The organism is Brevibacillus nigriterrae, from assembly GCF_049846925.1.
In the GTDB taxonomy this organism is placed as follows: Bacteria; Bacillota; Bacilli; order Brevibacillales; family Brevibacillaceae; genus Brevibacillus_H.
Map to the genome: position 1 here is coordinate 1 of NZ_JBNCMT010000016.1, position 18,961 is coordinate 18,961.

Below are 18,961 nucleotides of genomic sequence, written 5' to 3' on the forward strand. Positions count from 1 at the left end.
ACCACAAAGAAAATTAAAGAAGCTGACGCCGATTGAGTACCGACGCCAGCTTGCGGTTTAGGAGCTTTTTTCAATGTCCACTAAATGGGGTCTTGACCACTATCTGATGATAGCAAAGCGACTTTTTCTTTTTCTCCGCCAATCCCGGTCTTCCATCATTTTCTTTGCCCCGTTGCCAATCCAGTTATCGAGATATTTTGCCGATCGCACTGCAGCCAATATTCAATCATCCATTTTATCGCATTCTCGCTGCTTTGCTACTTTGGGTTCTTGCATAATAGTAGATGCTCCCAACTCTAGTCCATTATCGGGATTCACCTCACATGAATCTCTATCTTACCAATGATCTCAGACCATAAGGTATTCAATAACCTCCTGCACAATTTCATTTTTCTCTGGCATCTTTCTTATACCATTCTAGATTCTAAGAATATTCTACAGAATAACAACTATAAGGAGGAGAATTGCATGCTTCAACTAAATGGAATTGTCGGCGGAAAAAATCCTATTCCTGTAAGTCCTGGCCAATCCAGAGACCTACAAATTATCGTGATCAATGTAAAAAAGGGGCAACGGCTAGTGCTTAAAAGGTTAAATTTTTTACTAGGAAATGAAGACTTTACGTTTGTAGTGAAAGCTTTGCCGTCTACAGGAACCTTCAGAGCTCGAGGTGGTTTTGGCGATCTGAAGCCAAATAAAGTTCTTTTTCACAACAATACCGGTGATGATGTATTAATATTTTTAGCTATCTCGGCAGTTAATAAAGCAAAGAACACTCTCACTTTAGATAGTACAAATTGTTGGCTGTTGAAACTGGCACAAGTGTGCTAACTGTTGGTGAGAAAAGTTTACAATTGTATAACAAAACCACTCCTAACAATGGAGTGGTTTTCTTTACATTTACCACACTTGCATATCCGTTATGGAAGCGACGGTCTGTATGTTGATATCAATGGTTATATTGATGACCAAGATGTCGTGATTCAAGTAATCAATTATGGTGATGTGATCCCGCCGGATATTTTGCCGCATCTCTTTGATATGTTCTTCACCGGCGACCAGTCCCGAACCCATCAAGAGGGAAGTACAGGTCTTGGCTTATTCATTACTAAGAATATTGTATCGCAACATAATGGAACCATTTCGGCTGAAAGCAATGTGGTTCGTACACTTGTTGAAGTGATTGCCATTGCCACAAGTGCGTGTAGCAGAGTAGCCTTCCCAATAGCCGATCAATAATTTTTTCCAATACCATGAACTTCTTCGTAAATTCTTCGTCAGATCACCCAAATAGGGATGGCAACAGCACCCTTACTGGGAAGTCTGCTTTACCAAGGGGGAGGAATTTTGATGTTATTTGGTTCCACAGTATTGATTATGGGCTTAGCAATCTTGTTTGCCAAACAGAAACTGACAATAAGGGATGTAAACAAATCTAGTACTACCTCTTTATAGGCACGATATACTGCAATCGATATTGTTATTTTTCAGCCCCACTATGCCGTTTCTTATGATATGGCTCACCTTAACGCCTCTATCGGTGAATTTTTTGAGTCAAAACACCCTTCCACAATATATGGAAGGGTCATGAATTATAGTTAGTTTAATGCAAATGATGATGATTGAATCGGAACTAACTGATGGAATAAAACAGTGTTTCCTACAATATTTACTAAATCCGGACTGCTACCATCATAACCAAAAACATTGGCAATGATATCAGGTTCTAGAGCAAAACGCACTTCATAGTGATCGAAAGGCGCTAAAGCAACATCTACAGCAAAGCTCCAGGAATTTGGATTTAGTGTATAAAGTTGGTCATGAATGATAGTTCCATTAGCCCAGTTTTTTATTTTGACTTGTACTTGCCGGGTATTAGTTGGGTCAAGATTTAATAATTCAGCGTGAACTTTAGCAGTGGCAATACCCGTTCTTATCACTCCTGTTGAAAAATACTTAAAAGCCATAATGCATCTTCTCCTCCATATATATTTTCGAAAATGTTTTCCATTTTCAAAAGCATTATATGAAGACTATCAATAAGTGATTGTATATTTTACCTACTCTATCAACCTATTTTTCAACAATAATAGTTAGGAATAACATGCATGGCTTCATCCTAGAAGTGGACAAAGAAATCGCCAACCTGATGTATACCAGGCTGGCGAATCATAGTTCCTCTTGATTAAGTGTTATATTTTTGTATACATTTGACTTTTCACAATATGAGTACCCGATTGTCCAAGTAAAGCTTTCTTTAGGCTTTCCGGGTCAGTAATTATTACCCTTTTGCCTCCGTTTTCCAAGAAATTAAGGCTTGCCTCAATTTTAGGAAGCATACTGCCTTTTGCAAAGTGGTTTTCAAGGACATATTGTTTTGTTTCTTCAACAGAGATTTCCTCAAGTGCCTTTTGATTTGGTTTTCCAAAGTTAATGTAAACCCTTGATACGCCAGTTGTAATAATTAACGTATCTGCTTCAATTTGTTCGGCTAGCAAGCTTGTTGCAAAATCTTTATCGATCACAGCATCTACGCCCACATAAGAGTCTTTATCCTTCTTTACGACAGGAACCCCGCCGCCGCCAACTGCAATCACAACAAACCCTGAAGCAATTAATGATTTAATTGCATCCTTTTCTACAATATCGATTGGCTTTGGTGATGGAACCACTCTTCGATAGCCGCGGCCAGCGTCCTCAACGAAAATCCAATCCTGATGCTCTTTCTGCATTTCTATTATCTGTTCAGGTGAAAAGAACGATCCCACCGGCTTTGTTGGATTTTTGAAATTGGCATCATCCGGACTTACTTCGACCTGTGTAATAACCGTTGCCACTTTTTTGTTGATATTTCTTTTTGCAAATTCATTCGTTAATGCTTGTTGAATCTGGTATCCAATTCCTCCCTGGGTATCCGCTACGCAGTTGACAAGCGGAAGAGTTGGCATTCCTGCAATATCGTTTGCAATCTCTGCTCGTCTCAGGCCAAAGCCAACTTGTGGACCATTCCCATGTGTAACAACCACATCGTAGCCTTGCTGAACCATGTCAGCAATGTGCTTCGCTGTTTCACAGACCGCTTCATATTGGTCATTAATGGAATCCCGACCATTATCCCTTACCAATGAGTTGCCACCAATCGCGACAATTACTAATTCCTTCACTGTATTCTCCTCCTGTTGCCTTGATCCCCACTATTTGGGCAAGATTATGTTAAGATTACGTCTTCATAAAAATATCCTGATTGGATGATTGAATCGTAGTGGTCACAAGCGTACCTGGCTTTGATGAAAAGATATTTGCAACATTGTCCACCGAAGTGATAATTGCTTTCCCTTGAGGATTATTCTCCAAAAATTGCAATGCTGCTTCAATTTTAGGAAGCATCGTTCCCTTTGCAAAATGCCCTTCTTCTTTCAAGGTATTGAGTGACTTGCTATCAATTCGTTCAATTTTCTTTTGATGTGGTGTGTTGAAGTGGATATACACGTTACTGACTGTTGTCAGAATAACCAAGTAGTCTGCGTTTATGACTCTTGCAAGCTTTGACGAAATCAAATCCTTTTCAATTACTGCCTCTACCCCTGCATACTGTCCGTTTTCCTCAATGACAGGGACACCGCCGCCGCCACAGGTAATAACCAGAACATCTTCTTCCACCATTTTTCTGATAATCTCTTCTTCAACTATCTCTACCGGGTCTGGCGAAGGGACTACCTTTCTCCAGCCCTTGCCTGCATCTTCGATATAAACGGAGTTTGTTCGTTTTTTTTCGGCAATAGCCTCTTCTCTGCTTAGAAAGGGACCAATTGGCTTTGTCGGATGATGAAAGGCATAATCCCCTTTTCGAACCTTTACTTGTGTTATTAATGAAACAACACTTTTATTGATACTGTTCTTCCTCAGCTCATTAATGAAAGCATTCTGTAACCAATATCCAATGCTTCCTTGGGTCATCGAGACACAAGTATCAAGTGGCAAAGCTGGCGTTTGTTCTGATTCCCCTGCTTTCTGTTGCAGCAAAAGGTTCCCAACCTGAGAGCCATTCCCGTGAGTAATAATGACTTGGTTTCCCTCTCGAATCAGCGGAACAATTTTTTTCACCGTCTCAATCAATACTTTTTGTTGACCGGCAGCTGTCAGGTCTTGATTAAATATGGCATTTCCACCCAGTGCAATAACAATCCGATTTTTCATTTGCCTGACTCCCCATTCAGCTTCCTTCATCTTTAAATAACAGAAACAAACCCGTATAGATGCCACATAGCAAATCGATTCCAGACGTTCCTCCATGGGATAAAAAATCTTGCAACACCTTTTTCCTGTTTTCCCCTGAAGCTTTGAAAAATCGCTTAACTACATTGGGAAACAAGCTGTGGATGGAAGCATAATGCAGCATCCATTTACTCACTTCTGTTGTTTTTTCCTTGTATGCAGTTAGATATTGGATGAGTGTTTTTGATTTCTCATCCCCGGCATACAGCAAGACACTTAATAAACCAAGCAAAAAGTCGTCTGATGAGGGAGTAAGTCCTGGGCCGAAACCGGTTATATTAGGTGCTGAGCATAAATCCCCTTTAGATAAACAAACCAAAAAGGTTTTAACCTTCTCGATCATGAAGCTTTCATTCCCAAAGAAACTACTTTCCTTTCCAGCAGGCAGCTCTACCATTCTAGTCTTGGTCAGAAGCGGGTAGAAGCTTTCAGCCATGGCGCTCTCAATCAGAAAATTCCTCACCTCATGAAGAGTTTCTCTGTTTATTGAACTGTCTTCCGCCTTTTGGACATGGAGGTCTTCACCAGCAGTACGTTCATCGTAAAACAAAGGAGAGGCTTCATCGTTTGAAATTGTTAAACTGTTCTTATTGTGTATGTTTAGTTCGTCAACATTTCCGCCTATGACCATACTCATAGGCAGCAGTTCTTTTGTGCTGTTTAAAATCGTTATGAAATAATCACCTGAATACCCGCTTAATGATGTTTGAAATGATGATTGGATATTGATGCTGGTCACTTTCTCTTCTTTTATTAACCTGAATAACTCACTGTCGATTCGGGATATATGCATGTTAGTCCTCACTTTCCTTAAAAGTTAACCGGCACCCCGGGACCAATAGGCACTCCCAACAACAGCCAAATGATTAGGAACACTGTCCAAGTAATTAAAAGAATTATCGAATAGGGAAACATGATAGACATCATGGTACCGATGCCTATATTCTTTTGGTATTTGTCGGCAAATGCCAACACCAACCCTACGAATGGCAACAGTGGAGAAATGATGTGTGTGGCCGAATCACCAATTCGATAAGCCAATTGAGTTAATTCAGGCGAAAAACCTAACATCATAAACATTGGGATAAAAACAGGTGCCATTATGCTCCATTTTGTTACCGTCGAACCTATAAAGAGATTGATGCTCGACGAAAGCAATATAAACACAACTAACAAGGGGATTCCCTTTAATCCTGTAGTTTTCAATACATCGGCACCATTTACAGCGAGTATTGTGCCTAAATTTGAATATTTGAAAAAGGCAACAAATTGCGCCGCTACAAACGTTAAAATTAAATAACTTCCCATCGTATTAACCATGGTACTCATTGCGTTCAATAAATCGCGATCATTTTTAACCGTTTTGGCACCTATTCCATAGAAGACTCCCGGGAGGAAGAATAGAAGCGTAACGATAATCACAATTGAATTCATGAAAGGAGAATTTGTGATAATATCGCCTGTCTCTTGATTTCTCAGGACTGCCCCTTCCGGTAATATCATGAGAAAAAGAACTCCCAAGGATATGAGTAAGGTAACCAAGGCATATTTCAGCCCTCTTGCTTCTTCCTTGGTAATCGGCTCCAACTTTTCTTCAATGCCACCACGATATTTTCCCAATCGCGGCTCCACTATTTTTTCCGAAACGAGTGTCCCTACGATAACTACTAAAAAAGCCGAAGCAGCCATAAAATAGTAGTTCGCAGTGGGAGATACATAATAACTTGGGTCTAAAACATTTGCACCTGCTGTACTGAATGTTCCCAACAATGGATCGATGGACCCTAGCAATAAATTGGCGCTAAAACCACCAGAGACTCCAAAGAATCCGGCCGCAATCCCCGCTAAGGGATTTTTTCCAAGACTATTAAAAATTATGGCCCCAAGCGGAATAACAACCACATATCCGGCATCAGATGCTACATGTGACAATACACCCAAAAAGATAATCATAGCCGTTATATATCGCTGATTAATTCCATAAATCATTTTTTTGACTAATGCTTTTAATAAACCGGTACCTTCTGCCGCTGCAACCCCAAATAACGCCACCAAAACAATTCCTACCGGAGCAAAGCCGGTAAAGTTCGCAATGGCATTTTCAAATATGAAACGAATTCCATCTTCGTTTACAAGGCTTTTGGCCGTAATGGTAATATCCTTAATTTGTCCTGTTGCAGAATCGACTTGTTGAATATCTACCGATGCCTGGAAAAACGAAGCAACAGCTGAACCAATCATGACCATAAGAGCAAGTATGGCAAATAGAGTGGTAGGCTGCGGCAGTTTATTGCCGGATTTCTCCAAAGAGTTTAAAATTCTTTCGGTTATCGATGTTTTCTTTGTTAAAAGGCCATCATTCATATCGAACGATACCTCCTTCAAGTACGAAGCTTGTTGGATTTTAAGGACTTTTCGTGTTATTCAGCCCAATCTAGGAGGACAAAAATGAAGGAAGAAATGTATGAAATCTCCAATCTAATTTTTAACGATTACAAGTAGAATCATACATGTCTTCCTCTAAGTAAAGCCTTCCGTTCAATTATTAAATGATGCCTTCCATTCTCAACAGGAATTCTGAGATAATCGCTGCCAACAAGACACTACCCAAAATAACAGCCAGACCTACAAGAACGATCTTCCACGACAGTCTTCTTAAGATTGGTAGGTCCTTACCCAACGCCAAACCTGCGAATGCCAAAGTTGGTGTTCCTAAAGCGGCAAATTGAATGACTTTCGATTGGCTTGCAATGAAATCGTGTCCTGGGAAGATTGGTGAAGACATGATGACTCCGATGATACCAACCCAGAAAACAGGTGACAGTTTCTTCAGATAAGGCAATTGACTGATCACATAACCGACCATGGCCACACCGAAGATTACCATGGCGCCTGTAAGTGATTGTCCGAAAGAAACAGGATGCAATCCTTCTTTAACATGGGTCTGAATTGTGTTACCGATTGCAGTCAATATACCGGCAATGAAAAGCAGGAAGAATGCGATTTTTACTTTTCCAAACTCGAAAACTTTCGATTTGTCGTCCATCTTTTTTCGCCTCCATATACATTCATTTCAATTAAGCAGCTGCATTCACTTGGGGTTTATTCCCTTTTCTGAATTTATCAAAGAAGTTGTATAACCAAACCGTTAACGGTAAAGTCAAGAACATATTTACATAAATCGCCATGACGTTTGTAATGAGGTTTGACGTATTCATATAAGCTTGAACTTTATCAATATCTGCATCTGGATAGTTCTGGGTAATAACCTCTAAGGCCGCGGTAGACATACTCATACTGCTATTTCCTCCACCTAAGGCTAGAGCATATGGATGGAAAATATCCAGAGCCGCAATAACACTTACAAAAACACTTGTCCATAATGCACCTAGCACTGTTCCTACAATAAATACACCCATAACTCCATGTCCTTCAGGAGTGTTCAACCCGAATTTGTCAGCGATAATAGCTACTTGAGCCTCACGTCCAAGCGAGTAAGTTGCCCCGATGGATTCTCTTCCCAAGCCTAACAGCATGGCTACCGGTAAGCCCAAAATAACAATCCCCAAGAAGTGCGCAAACATTTGAATGAACAAGGTGCCCTTTGCAGCCATGATGGCATCTAACTGAGGACCAACTCCCAATCCAACTTTTGCAAGCAAAATCATAAGAGCGACTGGGAAAATAGCGCTAGCATGTTCCATGTCTTTCATATTTAATATTTTTAATTTCGGCCAGCTTATTACTCCGCCAAGAATGGTGGCATAAAGAATCGGCATTAACACCATAATTCCTATATGTCTGATCCCAATCAATTCACTGATCACAACAATGATGAGTGCAAATAGATGCAGCTTCCAATTTTTCAAAGCTTCCATTATATAACCCTCCTGTTTCTATTTTTACTTAACTAAATCTTCAGCAGCAAGGATAAAGCACTCCATTGGAGCTTTTACAATTCCTGCGCCAACTTGTCCAATTCCTGGCTCCTTATGGGCCATACCAGTAGTAATGATAGGCTGAATTCCCGTTTTTAAGACTTTGACAATATCAATTCCTGTTGGTGTTCCACGGAAATCCATTGTTGGCATTTTAAAGTTTTTGTTCTCAACATCGGTAATTTCATACATTTCGTTGGTAATATTAACCCCATCCTGATAGGTTCCACCGATAAACTGAACGATTGCTGGAGCTGCAGCCAGAGCAAATCCGCCCATTCCATATGTTTCTGTGATGGCACTGTCACCAATGTCCGGAGCCGCGTCTTCTTCTGAGAATCCTGGGAAGTAGAGCCCTGTTGGAATATTGGCAGGAGCTTTGAACCATTTGTTTCCAGTTCCGCTTACTTTGATTCCAAAGTCGACGCCATTTCTGGCCATTACGGTCACGATGGAACTGCCTTCAATGCCTGTAGCAGCATCAGCCATGGCTTTGCACATTGCCATAACCAGGTTTACGTTAAACATGTCAATTTTCTCGATATGTTCGGCAACTGCAAACACATCTTCTTTCGGTGCATCAACCATCACCAAATACTTAGCTAGCTCACGCATGAATAAGCTTGTGGAAGCTTTATGTCTATTATGGTTGTCATCGCCCATTTGCAATGCTTGGGTAGCGATAGCCTTGAAATCAATTCCGCCAGACAGCTCAATCGCCTGTTTCAAAACGGGATACAATGAATTTTTCATCCAGTGCAGCCTTTGAATTACCGATTCTCCATAGGCACCAAACCGCAAAGCTTTTCCAGGACCTTCATTTACATTCGAGAAAGCAATATTTCCATATGTCATATTTTTCATAATAAACACTGGCATATTAGCGGAGATAATCCCTGCCATTGGTCCAACCGCTTGGTGCTCATGGTTCGCATCAAACTGGATTTCTCCCGATTCAGCCAATTGATAGGCTTGCTCTTCTGTTTCTGCTAATCCCTCATAAAGGATTGCGCCAATAATAGCTCCTTTCATTGGTCCGCACATTCTTTCCCACTCAATGGGAGGTCCAGCGTGTAAAAACAGTTTTTCATGCATTCCAGGGATCACATCTTTTGCCAATCCCATACCGATCAATCGTACATCTGAATCTTGAAATCTTTTTAATACCTCAGCGTTTGCTTCTTTTCTACTCATTGTCTTATTCCTCCTCATCTAATAGAGCCAATTTGTCCAGAACGTTTTTGATTCTTTCGTTATCTGTAGTCGGAATACTCCATCTTAGTTGAATCACTTCAAAGCCTTGTTTGACTAAATCATCATGGAATTGCTCGATTCCGATGTTGATAACCTCAAGCTTTTTATTAAATAAATCATTGATTTTCATCCATTACCCCTCCTGTTTCAGTTCCTCCACGATTCGCAATGCCAGTTTCGTTGCGGTTTGGTTACTAGGCATGATGATAACCCCTGCGTTCTCTAATTCATTTACGATGGTTTCATAATCCTGTGGATCTTCATCCGTACCACAGATATTCGCAATAACCGAAACATATTGTCCTTTATATTGTTTCAGTGTCTCGACAAATGTCTTCTGTGGCTGGAGATTGGCTCCATAACCCAAAACAATATCGAGAACAATAACCGCTGTTTCTTTATTGTTTAGGGTTTTCTCAAAAACTTCATGCCGCAATGTGGGGTCAATCATTGGATGAGCACGTCCAACAGTAAATTCATCCTCGCCAAAATCAATCGTAGTATGGCTAGTTAAGCTTTGGATGTTTTTCACTTTATGCTTTTTCGATAGATTGGACTCTACCAGTTCAAATTTTTCTTCCAAAATGAACAAGCATTCGTAAGCCAACGTTCCACCGCTAAACAATCCTCTAATATACTTTTGGCCCTTTTGCAGTTTTTGGGATTCCTCTCGAGCAATACTGATAATTTGCGCATCAGTCAGTAATGGAGCATTGCCCTGACGGTATCCTGCCAGCTCTAACGCCTTGAGTGAGGTATCCTCCAGTGTTGATTCGAAATAAATGTCTCCGTCTTGGTTATTTTCAAATTTTTCTCCCAAGAAGTTAATGATGACAGGCTTGTTTACATTCTCATGAATGAATTTGATAATTTTGTCACTAACTGTTTTTGCTGGCGGCTTCGAGATCAGAACAATGACCTTTGTTGCTTCATCATTGTTAAGCGCTTTCAGCCCTTGTAAAACCATAAGTCCAGATATCTTTTCACTTAAATCTCTTCCACCCGTACCAATTACCTGAGTTAGACCGCCGCCATTGGCCGAGATTAGTGTCATGACTTCTTGAGCTCCCGTTCCGGAAGCTGCGACTATCCCAATATCCCCCTGTTTTACCTTATTGGAAAAACATAGCGGTGCATTATTAATTAAGGCTGTCCCACAGTCTGGACCCATAACGAGCAGATCCTTTTTAACCGCATAATTTTTTAATTCCAGTTCCTCTTCCAGCGTCACGTTGTCGCTGAACAACATAACGTGCAGATTGTTTTTTAATGCTTCCATTGCTGTATCTTTTGCATATTTTCCAGGGACAGAGATGATGCACAAACTACTGTTTGGCTGCATTTTCACTGCAGTTTCAAGGCTTTTTGGTCTATACCGGTCACCAGAATTGGATGATGATTTAGCATTCAATAATGAGTCCAGCTTTAGTAAAGCTTCCTCAATTGTCTGTTCATTTTCCCCTTCTATGGCAATAATCATATCGGTCGGAACAGCCTCCGCTGCTTCTTCGGACATTAACCCTGTTCGTTCCAATGTTTCTTTATTAAGATCCGTCCCCATTACAACAGCTGCTTCTTTTATTCCTTCAAATGTGTTTAACTCGTTGGTCACCAGCATCAGCTTCACTGAGTCATAATACACACCCTTGCGGACTACTGTTTTCTTTTTCATTTTCCCACTCCTTAGGAATTTGTGAACACCGCAATAATAAACCCGGAACAAAAATGCGTCAATACATGTCACTAACTCGTCAATTTTTTCGTCATTTTTCTCATAATTTATCCCAATTATCCCTAATTAGCTGTGAGAATATGGTGTTTTTAGTCGTTTTTTGTCGATTAATGACAAAAAAAGCATAGGGACATAACCTGCTGCTCCATTAGCTACGTTTTTTAACTTTTGCCACTGGACGGTAAAATGAACTTTATGTACTATTAAGATGTCAATAAGCATTCTGTCCGCTCTGGTTTTTGTTTTACAAAGGGAAGGGAAGTATGTATATGTTAAAACCTACACAAACCATCTTTTATGGAGAAATAGAAGGAGCATTGTTAGAAGCTGATTTTTATCAATCTATAGACCATCATCGACATAAAACCATTATTTATATTCACGGTGGGGGACTTATTTACGGATCGAGAGATGATTTGCCCAAAGAATATGTAAAGTTATTTTTGGAAAACGGTTACAATTTTCTAGCGATCGATTATCCTTTATGCCCTGAATCAAAGCTGAACGATATCCTGCATTCATGTGAGCAGGCGTTGGATTGGTTTACTAACCATGCCGTTCGAGAACTAAATCTTCACTCGAATGAATACATCCTTTTTGGCAGATCAAGCGGAGGCTTCCTTTCCAACTATTTAACGGCAAGATACAAGGGGAAAAAGCCATTAAAGCTAATCAGTCTATACAGCTATTTTTCATTGGAACATCCAGGGTTGAGCCTCCCTAATCCGCATTACCAAAGCTTAACCGCCATCCCTGCTCAAATAGTAGAACGCAGCATTCAAGCAAACCCTTTGACAAGTGGAAGTATTCATAAGAGATATTCGATTTACATGTACTATCGTCAAAAAGGGGAATGGATTTCCAATTTGCTGGATTCTGGTTCATCGGCGGGAAATTACTCATTATCTGATGATGAGTTGGCCAAATTTCCTCCGACTTTCCTGGCTGTTAGCAACCATGACCAGGATGTTCCACCTGAAATGACCTACCATCTAGCAAAAGTGATTCCCCAGACAATGTGTTATAAAGTTAGCAACCAAGTACATGATTTTGATAGGGATACACAAAAAACTGAATCATCCATTTTATACCAGTCAATTATCCACTGGTTATCTCTATAAGGTTTTTCAATCAGTAAAGGTTTCTATAAAATACTATGTTTGCCTATTGAACTTTGACTTTTCTTTATTTACAGTAGTCAATATGGGTTTGTTATTCTTAATTATTTTCAATCTTGATAGACCTGCTGTGGCATATAGATCACTTTAGCAAGGAAGGGTAGTATGACAAATTCAACAAATTCACCAAACGTACGATCTTTGGAGAGAGGGTTACTCATTTTAGATTGCTTTAACGAAGAAAATGTAAACTTGTCCTTAACGGAAATCTCTGAAAAGACTGGACTAAGTACAAGTACCGTGGGAAGACTACTTCAAACGATTGTGGAAGCAGGCTATTTACAAAAAGATTTCCAAAAGAAATACTCTCTTGGAGATAAAATGTACCAATTTATGAAAGTATTGATGGATAAGTCAAATATCAGGGATTTGGCAATGCCCGTGATTACCAATTTAAGAGACATCTATAATGAAACAGCCAGTTTATATATTGTTCAAAATGAAAATCGTGTCTGTATTGCCAGTGTAGAGAGCCATCAACCGTTGAGAAGGTCTGTGTCTGTCGGGGAGGTCTTACCTTTAAAGCGGGGTGCTGTTGGAGAGGTTTTACTTGCATGGCTTCCGTATAACGAAAGAAGAAGAATCGTTGGAAATGACACATATTATACTGAGGATTATTTTTCCCGAATAAGAGAAACGGGGTTTGCCGTTAACGATGGATTACAAGAAGAAGGAGTTTACGCCATTGCTGCGCCTGTGTTCGATAACACCGGATCAAATGTAGCAGCTATATCTGTATCCGGGCCAAGCCACAGAATAACCTTAAATCAACGCAGTGAGTTAATAAAATCGATAAAGTTATACAGCAATTTAATCTCAAGATCTCTAGGATTTCATGATCCGGAAAAATAAACAAATCGCCATTTCTAGCAAAGACCTTTGTCCATTGGGCAAAGGTCTTTTAATAACGTCAGTTATTTATGATACAGTTCCAGCGAGTTTGGAAAATCTGCAACGTCCCCCAGACCGAGACCGTTTCCGTTGCTTGTGGCACAGTTGACCATGCTGCTTGTAACAGCAAATTTTTCAATGGCATTTTTCCATCGCACTCAGAATCCGTTCCGGCTGTATCGACAAGGGGCTGCGTAAACTAGCCTGACTTATCAACCCTTCTGAAACAAAACTCTTTAACTGCTCGGTCACCGTTTCACGAATACTTCCAGCCGTACTAGCTAATTCTTGATGCGTTAGCTTGACCTCCAACTGAACCCACCCCTGGTCTGAATCCAGTGCTCGCCCAAACTTTTGAGATAATTTATAGAGCAAGTAAAGGAGTCTTTTTCGTACGCTTCCATAGGCTATGAGCTCTAGCATTTCCTCTACTTCCTTTAGCCGTGACGAAACGATCTCAATCATTTTAAGCCCTAGCTCCGGGTGTGATTTTACAATCGATTCAAATTCCTCTTTACCTATACTACAAATAATTGAATCTTCCATTGCTTCCGCATACAAACCATCTGACCATGTCGTAAAGAGTTCGATCTCACCAAAGATGTTTCCCTCTCCTAATATATCAACAGTCAATTCTTTCCCTGATTTTAGAATCCGATACAATCGAACCATCCCTGATTTCACCAAATACAGCCGTTTTTGCGGCATATGAGGAGAAACAATTGTTGTTTTTCTTTTAATGACATCGGCTGGAGTAGCATGCTCCAGGTTTTTTATTTGTTCCATATCCAATTCATTAAATAATTGAATTCGTGATAAATACTTCATCTTATCCAATAAAAAACCCCCTCCTGCCACCAACTTTGTAGGCTAGCCTACATTCAGCCATAGCCCCACTACTTTATAGTATATAGTAAAAGCTTTGCACAATATCAAAAGGGAGAGTGTTTGTATATGCTCATTTCTATCATTCAAGTCATCTTGGCTGTTATGTTTAGCATCTCGGTGGCAATGAAATTTCTCCGAACCAAACAAATGGTTCAACACTGGAATGAATATCGTTACCCGTACTGGTTTATGTATGTTATTGCTACTCTTGAGGCGATTGGAGTCATAGGAATACTGGGTGGATTTATGTTCCCCGAACTATTGAACTACTCTGCTTCATTACTTGCAGTTCTTATGGTAGGTGCTATCCACGCCCATTTATTCAGAGCTAAACATAAACCGTATATGGCGATTAACGCTTTATTGATGTTGTGTTTGTCCATCTTTCTCATAGCGAAGTAACAACAAAAGTTACTCCCCTAACAAAGGATTGGCTCATTGATTCCCCATACATATACCAAATCCTAAAAAAAACTCCATAATTTATCCAGTGATTGATTATTTTATTCGATAGAGAAGCGGAGAAGCCTTGCTACTAAAGGGTTCTCCGTCTCATTATTAAGGTGTTAGAATACTAGTTTTTTTCAGAGTCTATGTTCTCTGTTTTCTTTCTCTTATCATCATTGAGGTGATATTAAGCTTATCCGTATTGTGTCCAATTCTACTGACTTTCTTTTAGCTTTACTGTTTTCGCAGCGTTATCCCATTCCACTTGATATCCCAAAACATCGGCAATTTCTTTTATCCAAGCGTAACCTGTGTCTCCAATTAGTTTGGTGCTAGTCAATGCTTTATTGATTAATAATATTTTTTTGGTTGCTGCGCAAAATTCTACTAATGATTCTTTGTTGATTTCTTTTGCGAAGGAGCGGACAGGGATAAGTGATTTTCCATTATCTATCACACCTTTGATATTCAAACGTTTACCGTTCAGCTCTACATTGCAAGTGTTAAGATCAGGTCGATCTGCCGCTCTTTCTTTTTCTTGTGTTTGAGTTTGAGCTTGTGCTTGATCTTGTACTTGTGAATGACTCTTCTGTTCTCTTATTTCGTACTCATCCAAGTACTTTACTGGATCGATATGATTGCCAAAACCAAAGTTTTGACCATATTTCCTTACTTCATAGTGAAGATGCTGACCTGTTGATTGTCCTGTACTGCCCTGTCTGCCGATGACTTGTCCTGCTTGGACTTGTTCGCCTAACGATACGCAGGAATCTGTGAGATGGGCATACAGGTGGAGATGATCGAACTTATCTTTGATGATGACGATTACGCCAAAGCCCCCTACTCCTGTTCCTCGTTGTCCCACTTTGGCATGAACAACAGTCCCTGATACAAATGCTTTGATGGGGGAAAAAGGAGCTTTTACAAGATCGATTCCAGTGTGGAATTCCTGCTTGCCAGTGATTGGACTAGTGCGTCTTCCAAATAGTGAGGAGACTCTATATTCTTTCATCATAGGGATCATTATTACTTACCCTCCTCTTTGTGCTCTTCTGTGTCGATGTTTCTGTTTCCATCAGAGCGTTTTTTCAATTGAACAAGTGCCGATTTGAGTGGTGTGGGAATCGGCACGCCTGCTCTGGCGATATTTTCCAGCAATGAAAGTCCCTCATTGGCAATGTAAAAATAGATAGTAAGATTCCGCAAAAAACCTGGGGAGTTTAATGCAATATCTAGCTTGTGGGCTACGGCTACCAGTACAAAAATAAGGATCTTCCTAGCCAGTCCCATGAAACTTACCCGACTGGATAAATTCTTTTCTATATAGGCTGCAAAAACACCCGTGCTGTAATCAATCGCAACTAGCCACATCAACACACCTAATAATGGGGTCATTTCTCCCATGAAGTATGTTACTGCTGTAGCAAAGGTTGCCGTATAAATTTGTAATCCGTATTCTCTCATGATGTACGTTCCTCCTCACCCCCTATGGGGAAAATAAAAACGCCTCATTCGTTTATGAATAAGGCGTTACTACGCAATGCGTTTTAGAATAGGAAGTTGGGATAACTCTCCTGGCGTGATGCCTGGCGGTACATCTATACCTGCTGTCGAAAGCATTCTCGCTGCTGTTTCAGAGCAGTTAAGTCTGTCTGGGGCGTTCATGATCGGAAGGCCTGTTAGAAGGTGTATTCCGTTTGTGATGCTTTGCCAAGTGTCGTATTCAGCCATGAGATGCTCTTGCAAGAAAGTGTTCATTTTTTCTATTTGTTCAGGAGAGAAATCTTTGTGATAGCGATAGACATCGTATTGTGCTGGTCGGTATGGTAGATGGCGTACCTGTAGTGGTACTTGCCAATCGGTTTCTGCTATGTGGTTTTCATAGAGAAAAATCGCCACATGGGAGTATGGCGATCTGGTGATTTTTTTGATGATTCTGCTGATTGGGGTTTTTCCTTTGATGAAAAGGAGGTCGAAGCGTTTTAGGGTCATGGCTAGGTTCTCCTTTGCTGCTGTTTTGATTAACTATTTCTTAATCATTGGAAATATACAGGGAAAAGGTACAGTCTCCTCAGTTTTCCTGAGGGACTATACCTTTTTCTGGATCAGGGGACTTTTTCAGTGATACTACTATCATTCAAAAGTGTACTAGATCGCTCCTAAATCACCAGATCGGCCTCTGACAGGTTGTGCTTCTGATAGATTCCCTGTTTTTGCACGTAGTATTCTTTTATCTCTTTAACAAGCTGCTCGTACATCTTTTGAATATCCTGCAAGGTTTTTTGGTAATCATACACGTTCATCATGTTAACCTGATCAGCAAAAAAGGCGACGGTCTCGTCGTATTTTTTCTGTTCATTTTCAGGTAAATTTGGTTTAAGGTTGTTCGCGAGGACGACCGCGTGGAGCACTTGAATCACGAGATCCAGTTTTTTGGTCAGCTCAGCTACTGACTGATTCAGGTCGATGCGATTTCGCAGGTCCAGCAAGTTGTTCACAAGCTCTTGTTTTGCAATGACAAGAGTATTCTCCCGGTTATAGTCACTTTCCTCGATGAAAACTACTTTTCCGTCTACAAGACGAGCTAGATGCTGATTTTCTGCCGTGATTTTATCCGTCTCAATGAAGCCTTCCGCATTGCTCGGTTTCTCTGAAAAGTAGATTTCCGAGATCTTTCCTTCGTCGTTGAATTTAACAAACATCCTCTATTCCTCCTTTTAGTCCCACTTGCCTTGCAAGAGGCGGCGATATGTGGCGACGTGTGGCTTGAAGTTGGTTGACATGTTGTTCGTTGTGTTGAAGTTGAAGAAGCCGTGGTAGTTGTAATAGTGATAGGAGTTGGTTCCAGTATACGGTTGTGGACTCGTCTTAAGAACAAAAATGATTACCTGACCGGCTGGAACAGAGATTGAGAAGTTAACAGTAGAGCAAGTACTACTTGTTTGCTCCCAATGATTCGTAAAACCTCCCAAGTTCGGTTTAGCGTTAGGATCAATAATCTGATATGCCACACTTGCAGAAGCGCTATTATGGTTTCCATAGGCAGATGAGTAATAGGCATATGGTGCAAACGTCTGCGCCGCATTCGTAACATTCTTCATACAAACAACAGAAACGTTATCCGCATAGTACCAGCCGCTCCAAGTAACTGGTTGGACATCTTTATCGTACCAACGCCCGTGATTTTGGCTCATATATTCTAATCCTCGAAAGAACCTCCATGCTGCACCACTGCGTTCACGCATATCATTAGCCCATGAGAAGGCATAACGTGGAGCCCAATTATCTGGCATACTCGAAGAATGACTCCACCATTCAAAGAAACGAATGATTGGGGTAAAACCATAGTCACCGGTCAAATCTATTGGTACACCGCCAAAGCCATTTAGCTTACCGAGAAAATTATCAAGAGCTTCCGTACTAAGCTTCGCATAGTCAATCGCTCCATCAGCAATCTTCACATTCGTTACTGCTCCATCAGCTAATTTCTGCGTTGTCACAGCTTTGTCTGCAATCTTCGGTGTCGTAACTCCTTGATCAGCAATCTTCAGCGTCGTAATCGCCAAATCCGCTATCTTCGCAGTAATCACATTCGCATCAACGATTTTGCTCGTCGTTACTGCGTTGTCCGCAATTTTTGCTGTAACCACATTCGCATCTGCAATTTTCCCCGTCGTTACTGCATTATCAGCAATTTTTGCTGTTGTAGTTGCCCCATCGGCTAGTTTCTCACTTGTGATGGCAGCATTCGCAATTTTCGAGGTACTAACAGTTCCGTCCTGGATTCGCTCACCAAGTCCCATGTCTTTTAAAATGTTATCAATACGCATTAGCTCACAACCTCCTTTTTCGTGATAAATCCTTGCTCGTCATAGGAAATCTGGAAGGTGATTGTTCGCACTAACGTTACGCCGTCCTTGGCAAAATACTCGACGGCAATTGTCTGGTAGTTTCCGTTTTCATCAGGGTCTGTCGCTTTTGCTCTGGCGTACAGCGTTTTGGTAGCATCATTTCGTTTGTACTCGATCACCGTGAAAAGGCCGTTGCTGTCCCGGTTGGATGCGGTAACGTGATAATCGTTCGTACGTCCCTCCGCCTCTTCCAATCTCCCGTTTAACGTGTCATGAATTTTGCCAGACAAGGTAGATTTCCTTGCGTCAACAATCTCTGTATTGCTCATTCCTGAACTTCCAACGATAATATCAATCCGTGTTGCCAGGTGTTCATCCACTTCTTTTTGTCTGATCAACTCAGCATCCATCACATCTGCATTTTCATTCAGGTACGTATGCCAGTTTCTTGTCCCTTTGTCTGGCTTATGAAGCGAATAATTTCTTGTTTTTTCGATCATAGCTTCC

21 protein-coding genes and 1 pseudogene are annotated in these 18,961 nt (G+C 40.7%); 5 read left to right on the forward strand and 17 right to left on the reverse strand.

Going from position 1 to position 18,961, the window contains the following annotated elements; genetic code table 11:
- The first annotated feature begins 468 nt into the window (after nt 1–468).
- Together ACPW7N_RS13070 and ACPW7N_RS13075 are read left to right on the forward strand one after the other, a co-directional pair.
- Nucleotides 469–831 carry a hypothetical protein gene (locus ACPW7N_RS13070; RefSeq protein WP_425651539.1) on the forward strand — a complete coding sequence of 121 codons (363 nt, stop codon included), beginning with the start codon at nt 469–471 and terminating at the stop codon, nt 829–831.
- Between the two features lie 87 nt (nt 832–918).
- A pseudogene (locus ACPW7N_RS13075) lies at nt 919–1,239 on the forward strand (ATP-binding protein); the annotation flags it as partial.
- Between the two features lie 359 nt (nt 1,240–1,598).
- Here the strand turns inward: ACPW7N_RS13075 and ACPW7N_RS13080 are convergent.
- The 10 genes from ACPW7N_RS13080 to fdrA all read right to left on the reverse strand — a co-directional run bounded on the left by ACPW7N_RS13080 (nt 1,599) and on the right by fdrA (nt 11,139).
- Nucleotides 1,599–1,967: a hypothetical protein gene (locus tag ACPW7N_RS13080; protein ID WP_425651540.1), complete on the reverse strand. Its 369-nt coding sequence runs from the start codon at nt 1,965–1,967 to the stop codon at nt 1,599–1,601.
- Between the two features lie 225 nt (nt 1,968–2,192).
- Complete coding sequence (gene arcC, locus ACPW7N_RS13085) at nt 2,193–3,164, reverse strand: carbamate kinase (RefSeq protein ID WP_425651541.1); 972 nt, start codon at nt 3,162–3,164, stop codon at nt 2,193–2,195.
- A gap of 55 nt (nt 3,165–3,219) precedes the next feature.
- The gene (arcC, locus tag ACPW7N_RS13090) at nt 3,220–4,197 is read right to left on the reverse strand and encodes a carbamate kinase (RefSeq protein ID WP_425651542.1); all 978 of its coding nucleotides are present in this window, start codon (nt 4,195–4,197) and stop codon (nt 3,220–3,222) included.
- Nucleotides 4,198–4,213: 16 nt separating this feature from the next.
- Nucleotides 4,214–5,068: an oxamate carbamoyltransferase subunit AllH family protein gene (locus ACPW7N_RS13095; RefSeq protein WP_425651543.1), complete on the reverse strand. Its 855-nt coding sequence runs from the start codon at nt 5,066–5,068 to the stop codon at nt 4,214–4,216.
- Between the two features lie 17 nt (nt 5,069–5,085).
- Entirely contained in the window at nt 5,086–6,639 is a 1,554-nt protein-coding gene (locus ACPW7N_RS13100) for an AbgT family transporter (protein ID WP_425651544.1), read from the reverse strand.
- 181 nt (nt 6,640–6,820) lie between these two features.
- The gene (locus tag ACPW7N_RS13105; RefSeq protein WP_425651545.1) at nt 6,821–7,321 is read right to left on the reverse strand and encodes a hypothetical protein; all 501 of its coding nucleotides are present in this window, start codon (nt 7,319–7,321) and stop codon (nt 6,821–6,823) included.
- 31 nt (nt 7,322–7,352) lie between these two features.
- A complete protein-coding gene (locus ACPW7N_RS13110) occupies nt 7,353–8,153 on the reverse strand; it encodes a DUF3100 domain-containing protein (protein ID WP_425651546.1) in 801 nt (266 codons plus the stop codon).
- 24 nt (nt 8,154–8,177) lie between these two features.
- Nucleotides 8,178–9,407: a YlbE family protein gene (locus ACPW7N_RS13115; RefSeq protein ID WP_425651547.1), complete on the reverse strand. Its 1,230-nt coding sequence runs from the start codon at nt 9,405–9,407 to the stop codon at nt 8,178–8,180.
- 4 nt (nt 9,408–9,411) lie between these two features.
- On the reverse strand, nt 9,412–9,597 hold the full coding sequence (locus ACPW7N_RS13120; RefSeq protein WP_425651548.1) for a hypothetical protein: 186 nt from the start codon (nt 9,595–9,597) through the stop codon (nt 9,412–9,414).
- A gap of 3 nt (nt 9,598–9,600) precedes the next feature.
- The gene (gene fdrA, locus ACPW7N_RS13125) at nt 9,601–11,139 is read right to left on the reverse strand and encodes an acyl-CoA synthetase FdrA (protein ID WP_425651549.1); all 1,539 of its coding nucleotides are present in this window, start codon (nt 11,137–11,139) and stop codon (nt 9,601–9,603) included.
- 329 nt (nt 11,140–11,468) lie between these two features.
- Between fdrA and ACPW7N_RS13130 the strand changes: the two genes are divergently transcribed.
- Together ACPW7N_RS13130 and ACPW7N_RS13135 are read left to right on the forward strand one after the other, a co-directional pair.
- Entirely contained in the window at nt 11,469–12,320 is an 852-nt protein-coding gene (locus ACPW7N_RS13130) for an alpha/beta hydrolase (protein WP_425651550.1), read from the forward strand.
- Between the two features lie 162 nt (nt 12,321–12,482).
- Entirely contained in the window at nt 12,483–13,229 is a 747-nt protein-coding gene (locus ACPW7N_RS13135) for an IclR family transcriptional regulator (protein ID WP_425651551.1), read from the forward strand.
- A gap of 174 nt (nt 13,230–13,403) precedes the next feature.
- On the opposite strand, the gene ACPW7N_RS13140 is transcribed toward ACPW7N_RS13135, so the two are convergent.
- The gene (locus ACPW7N_RS13140; protein ID WP_425651651.1) at nt 13,404–14,096 is read right to left on the reverse strand and encodes a Crp/Fnr family transcriptional regulator; all 693 of its coding nucleotides are present in this window, start codon (nt 14,094–14,096) and stop codon (nt 13,404–13,406) included.
- 126 nt (nt 14,097–14,222) lie between these two features.
- On the opposite strand from ACPW7N_RS13140, the gene ACPW7N_RS13145 reads away from it, so the two are divergent.
- On the forward strand, nt 14,223–14,558 hold the full coding sequence (locus ACPW7N_RS13145; RefSeq protein WP_425651552.1) for a DoxX family protein: 336 nt from the start codon (nt 14,223–14,225) through the stop codon (nt 14,556–14,558).
- Nucleotides 14,559–14,817: 259 nt separating this feature from the next.
- On the opposite strand, the gene ACPW7N_RS13150 is transcribed toward ACPW7N_RS13145, so the two are convergent.
- The 6 genes from ACPW7N_RS13150 to ACPW7N_RS13175 form a co-directional block, all read right to left on the reverse strand.
- Entirely contained in the window at nt 14,818–15,627 is an 810-nt protein-coding gene (locus ACPW7N_RS13150) for a peptidoglycan DD-metalloendopeptidase family protein (protein ID WP_425651553.1), read from the reverse strand.
- 2 nt (nt 15,628–15,629) lie between these two features.
- Nucleotides 15,630–16,067 (reverse strand): phage holin family protein, encoded by a 438-nt coding sequence (locus ACPW7N_RS13155; RefSeq protein WP_425651554.1) that lies wholly within the window; start codon nt 16,065–16,067, stop codon nt 15,630–15,632.
- A gap of 69 nt (nt 16,068–16,136) precedes the next feature.
- The gene (locus ACPW7N_RS13160) at nt 16,137–16,595 is read right to left on the reverse strand and encodes a C40 family peptidase (protein WP_425651555.1); all 459 of its coding nucleotides are present in this window, start codon (nt 16,593–16,595) and stop codon (nt 16,137–16,139) included.
- A gap of 167 nt (nt 16,596–16,762) precedes the next feature.
- A complete protein-coding gene (locus ACPW7N_RS13165; protein ID WP_425651556.1) occupies nt 16,763–17,305 on the reverse strand; it encodes a hypothetical protein in 543 nt (180 codons plus the stop codon).
- 15 nt (nt 17,306–17,320) lie between these two features.
- Entirely contained in the window at nt 17,321–18,433 is a 1,113-nt protein-coding gene (locus ACPW7N_RS13170; protein ID WP_425651557.1) for a hypothetical protein, read from the reverse strand.
- Entirely contained in the window at nt 18,433–18,954 is a 522-nt protein-coding gene (locus ACPW7N_RS13175; RefSeq protein ID WP_425651558.1) for a hypothetical protein, read from the reverse strand. The genes ACPW7N_RS13170 and ACPW7N_RS13175 overlap by 1 nt, the downstream gene beginning before the upstream one ends.
- Nucleotides 18,955–18,961 lie beyond the last annotated feature (7 nt).

Excerpts from the sequence above, each read along its gene's own strand:
- ACPW7N_RS13070 (WP_425651539.1), top strand. The coding sequence starts at position 469 with ATGCTTCAACTAAATGGAATTGTCGGCGGAAAAAATCCTATTCCTGTA.
- ACPW7N_RS13080 (WP_425651540.1), bottom strand. The coding sequence starts at position 1,967 with ATGGCTTTTAAGTATTTTTCAACAGGAGTGATAAGAACGGGTATTGCC.
- arcC (WP_425651542.1), bottom strand. The coding sequence starts at position 4,197 with ATGAAAAATCGGATTGTTATTGCACTGGGTGGAAATGCCATATTTAAT.
- ACPW7N_RS13095 (WP_425651543.1), bottom strand. The coding sequence starts at position 5,068 with ATGCATATATCCCGAATCGACAGTGAGTTATTCAGGTTAATAAAAGAA.
- ACPW7N_RS13100 (WP_425651544.1), bottom strand. The coding sequence starts at position 6,639 with ATGAATGATGGCCTTTTAACAAAGAAAACATCGATAACCGAAAGAATT.
- ACPW7N_RS13105 (WP_425651545.1), bottom strand. The coding sequence starts at position 7,321 with ATGGACGACAAATCGAAAGTTTTCGAGTTTGGAAAAGTAAAAATCGCA.
- ACPW7N_RS13110 (WP_425651546.1), bottom strand. The coding sequence starts at position 8,153 with ATGGAAGCTTTGAAAAATTGGAAGCTGCATCTATTTGCACTCATCATT.
- ACPW7N_RS13115 (WP_425651547.1), bottom strand. The coding sequence starts at position 9,407 with ATGAGTAGAAAAGAAGCAAACGCTGAGGTATTAAAAAGATTTCAAGAT.
- ACPW7N_RS13120 (WP_425651548.1), bottom strand. The coding sequence starts at position 9,597 with ATGAAAATCAATGATTTATTTAATAAAAAGCTTGAGGTTATCAACATC.
- fdrA (WP_425651549.1), bottom strand. The coding sequence starts at position 11,139 with ATGAAAAAGAAAACAGTAGTCCGCAAGGGTGTGTATTATGACTCAGTG.
- ACPW7N_RS13130 (WP_425651550.1), top strand. The coding sequence starts at position 11,469 with ATGTTAAAACCTACACAAACCATCTTTTATGGAGAAATAGAAGGAGCA.
- ACPW7N_RS13135 (WP_425651551.1), top strand. The coding sequence starts at position 12,483 with ATGACAAATTCAACAAATTCACCAAACGTACGATCTTTGGAGAGAGGG.
- ACPW7N_RS13140 (WP_425651651.1), bottom strand. The coding sequence starts at position 14,096 with ATGAAGTATTTATCACGAATTCAATTATTTAATGAATTGGATATGGAA.
- ACPW7N_RS13145 (WP_425651552.1), top strand. The coding sequence starts at position 14,223 with ATGCTCATTTCTATCATTCAAGTCATCTTGGCTGTTATGTTTAGCATC.
- ACPW7N_RS13150 (WP_425651553.1), bottom strand. The coding sequence starts at position 15,627 with ATGATCCCTATGATGAAAGAATATAGAGTCTCCTCACTATTTGGAAGA.
- ACPW7N_RS13155 (WP_425651554.1), bottom strand. The coding sequence starts at position 16,067 with ATGAGAGAATACGGATTACAAATTTATACGGCAACCTTTGCTACAGCA.
- ACPW7N_RS13160 (WP_425651555.1), bottom strand. The coding sequence starts at position 16,595 with ATGACCCTAAAACGCTTCGACCTCCTTTTCATCAAAGGAAAAACCCCA.
- ACPW7N_RS13165 (WP_425651556.1), bottom strand. The coding sequence starts at position 17,305 with ATGTTTGTTAAATTCAACGACGAAGGAAAGATCTCGGAAATCTACTTT.
- ACPW7N_RS13170 (WP_425651557.1), bottom strand. The coding sequence starts at position 18,433 with ATGCGTATTGATAACATTTTAAAAGACATGGGACTTGGTGAGCGAATC.
- ACPW7N_RS13175 (WP_425651558.1), bottom strand. The coding sequence starts at position 18,954 with ATGATCGAAAAAACAAGAAATTATTCGCTTCATAAGCCAGACAAAGGG.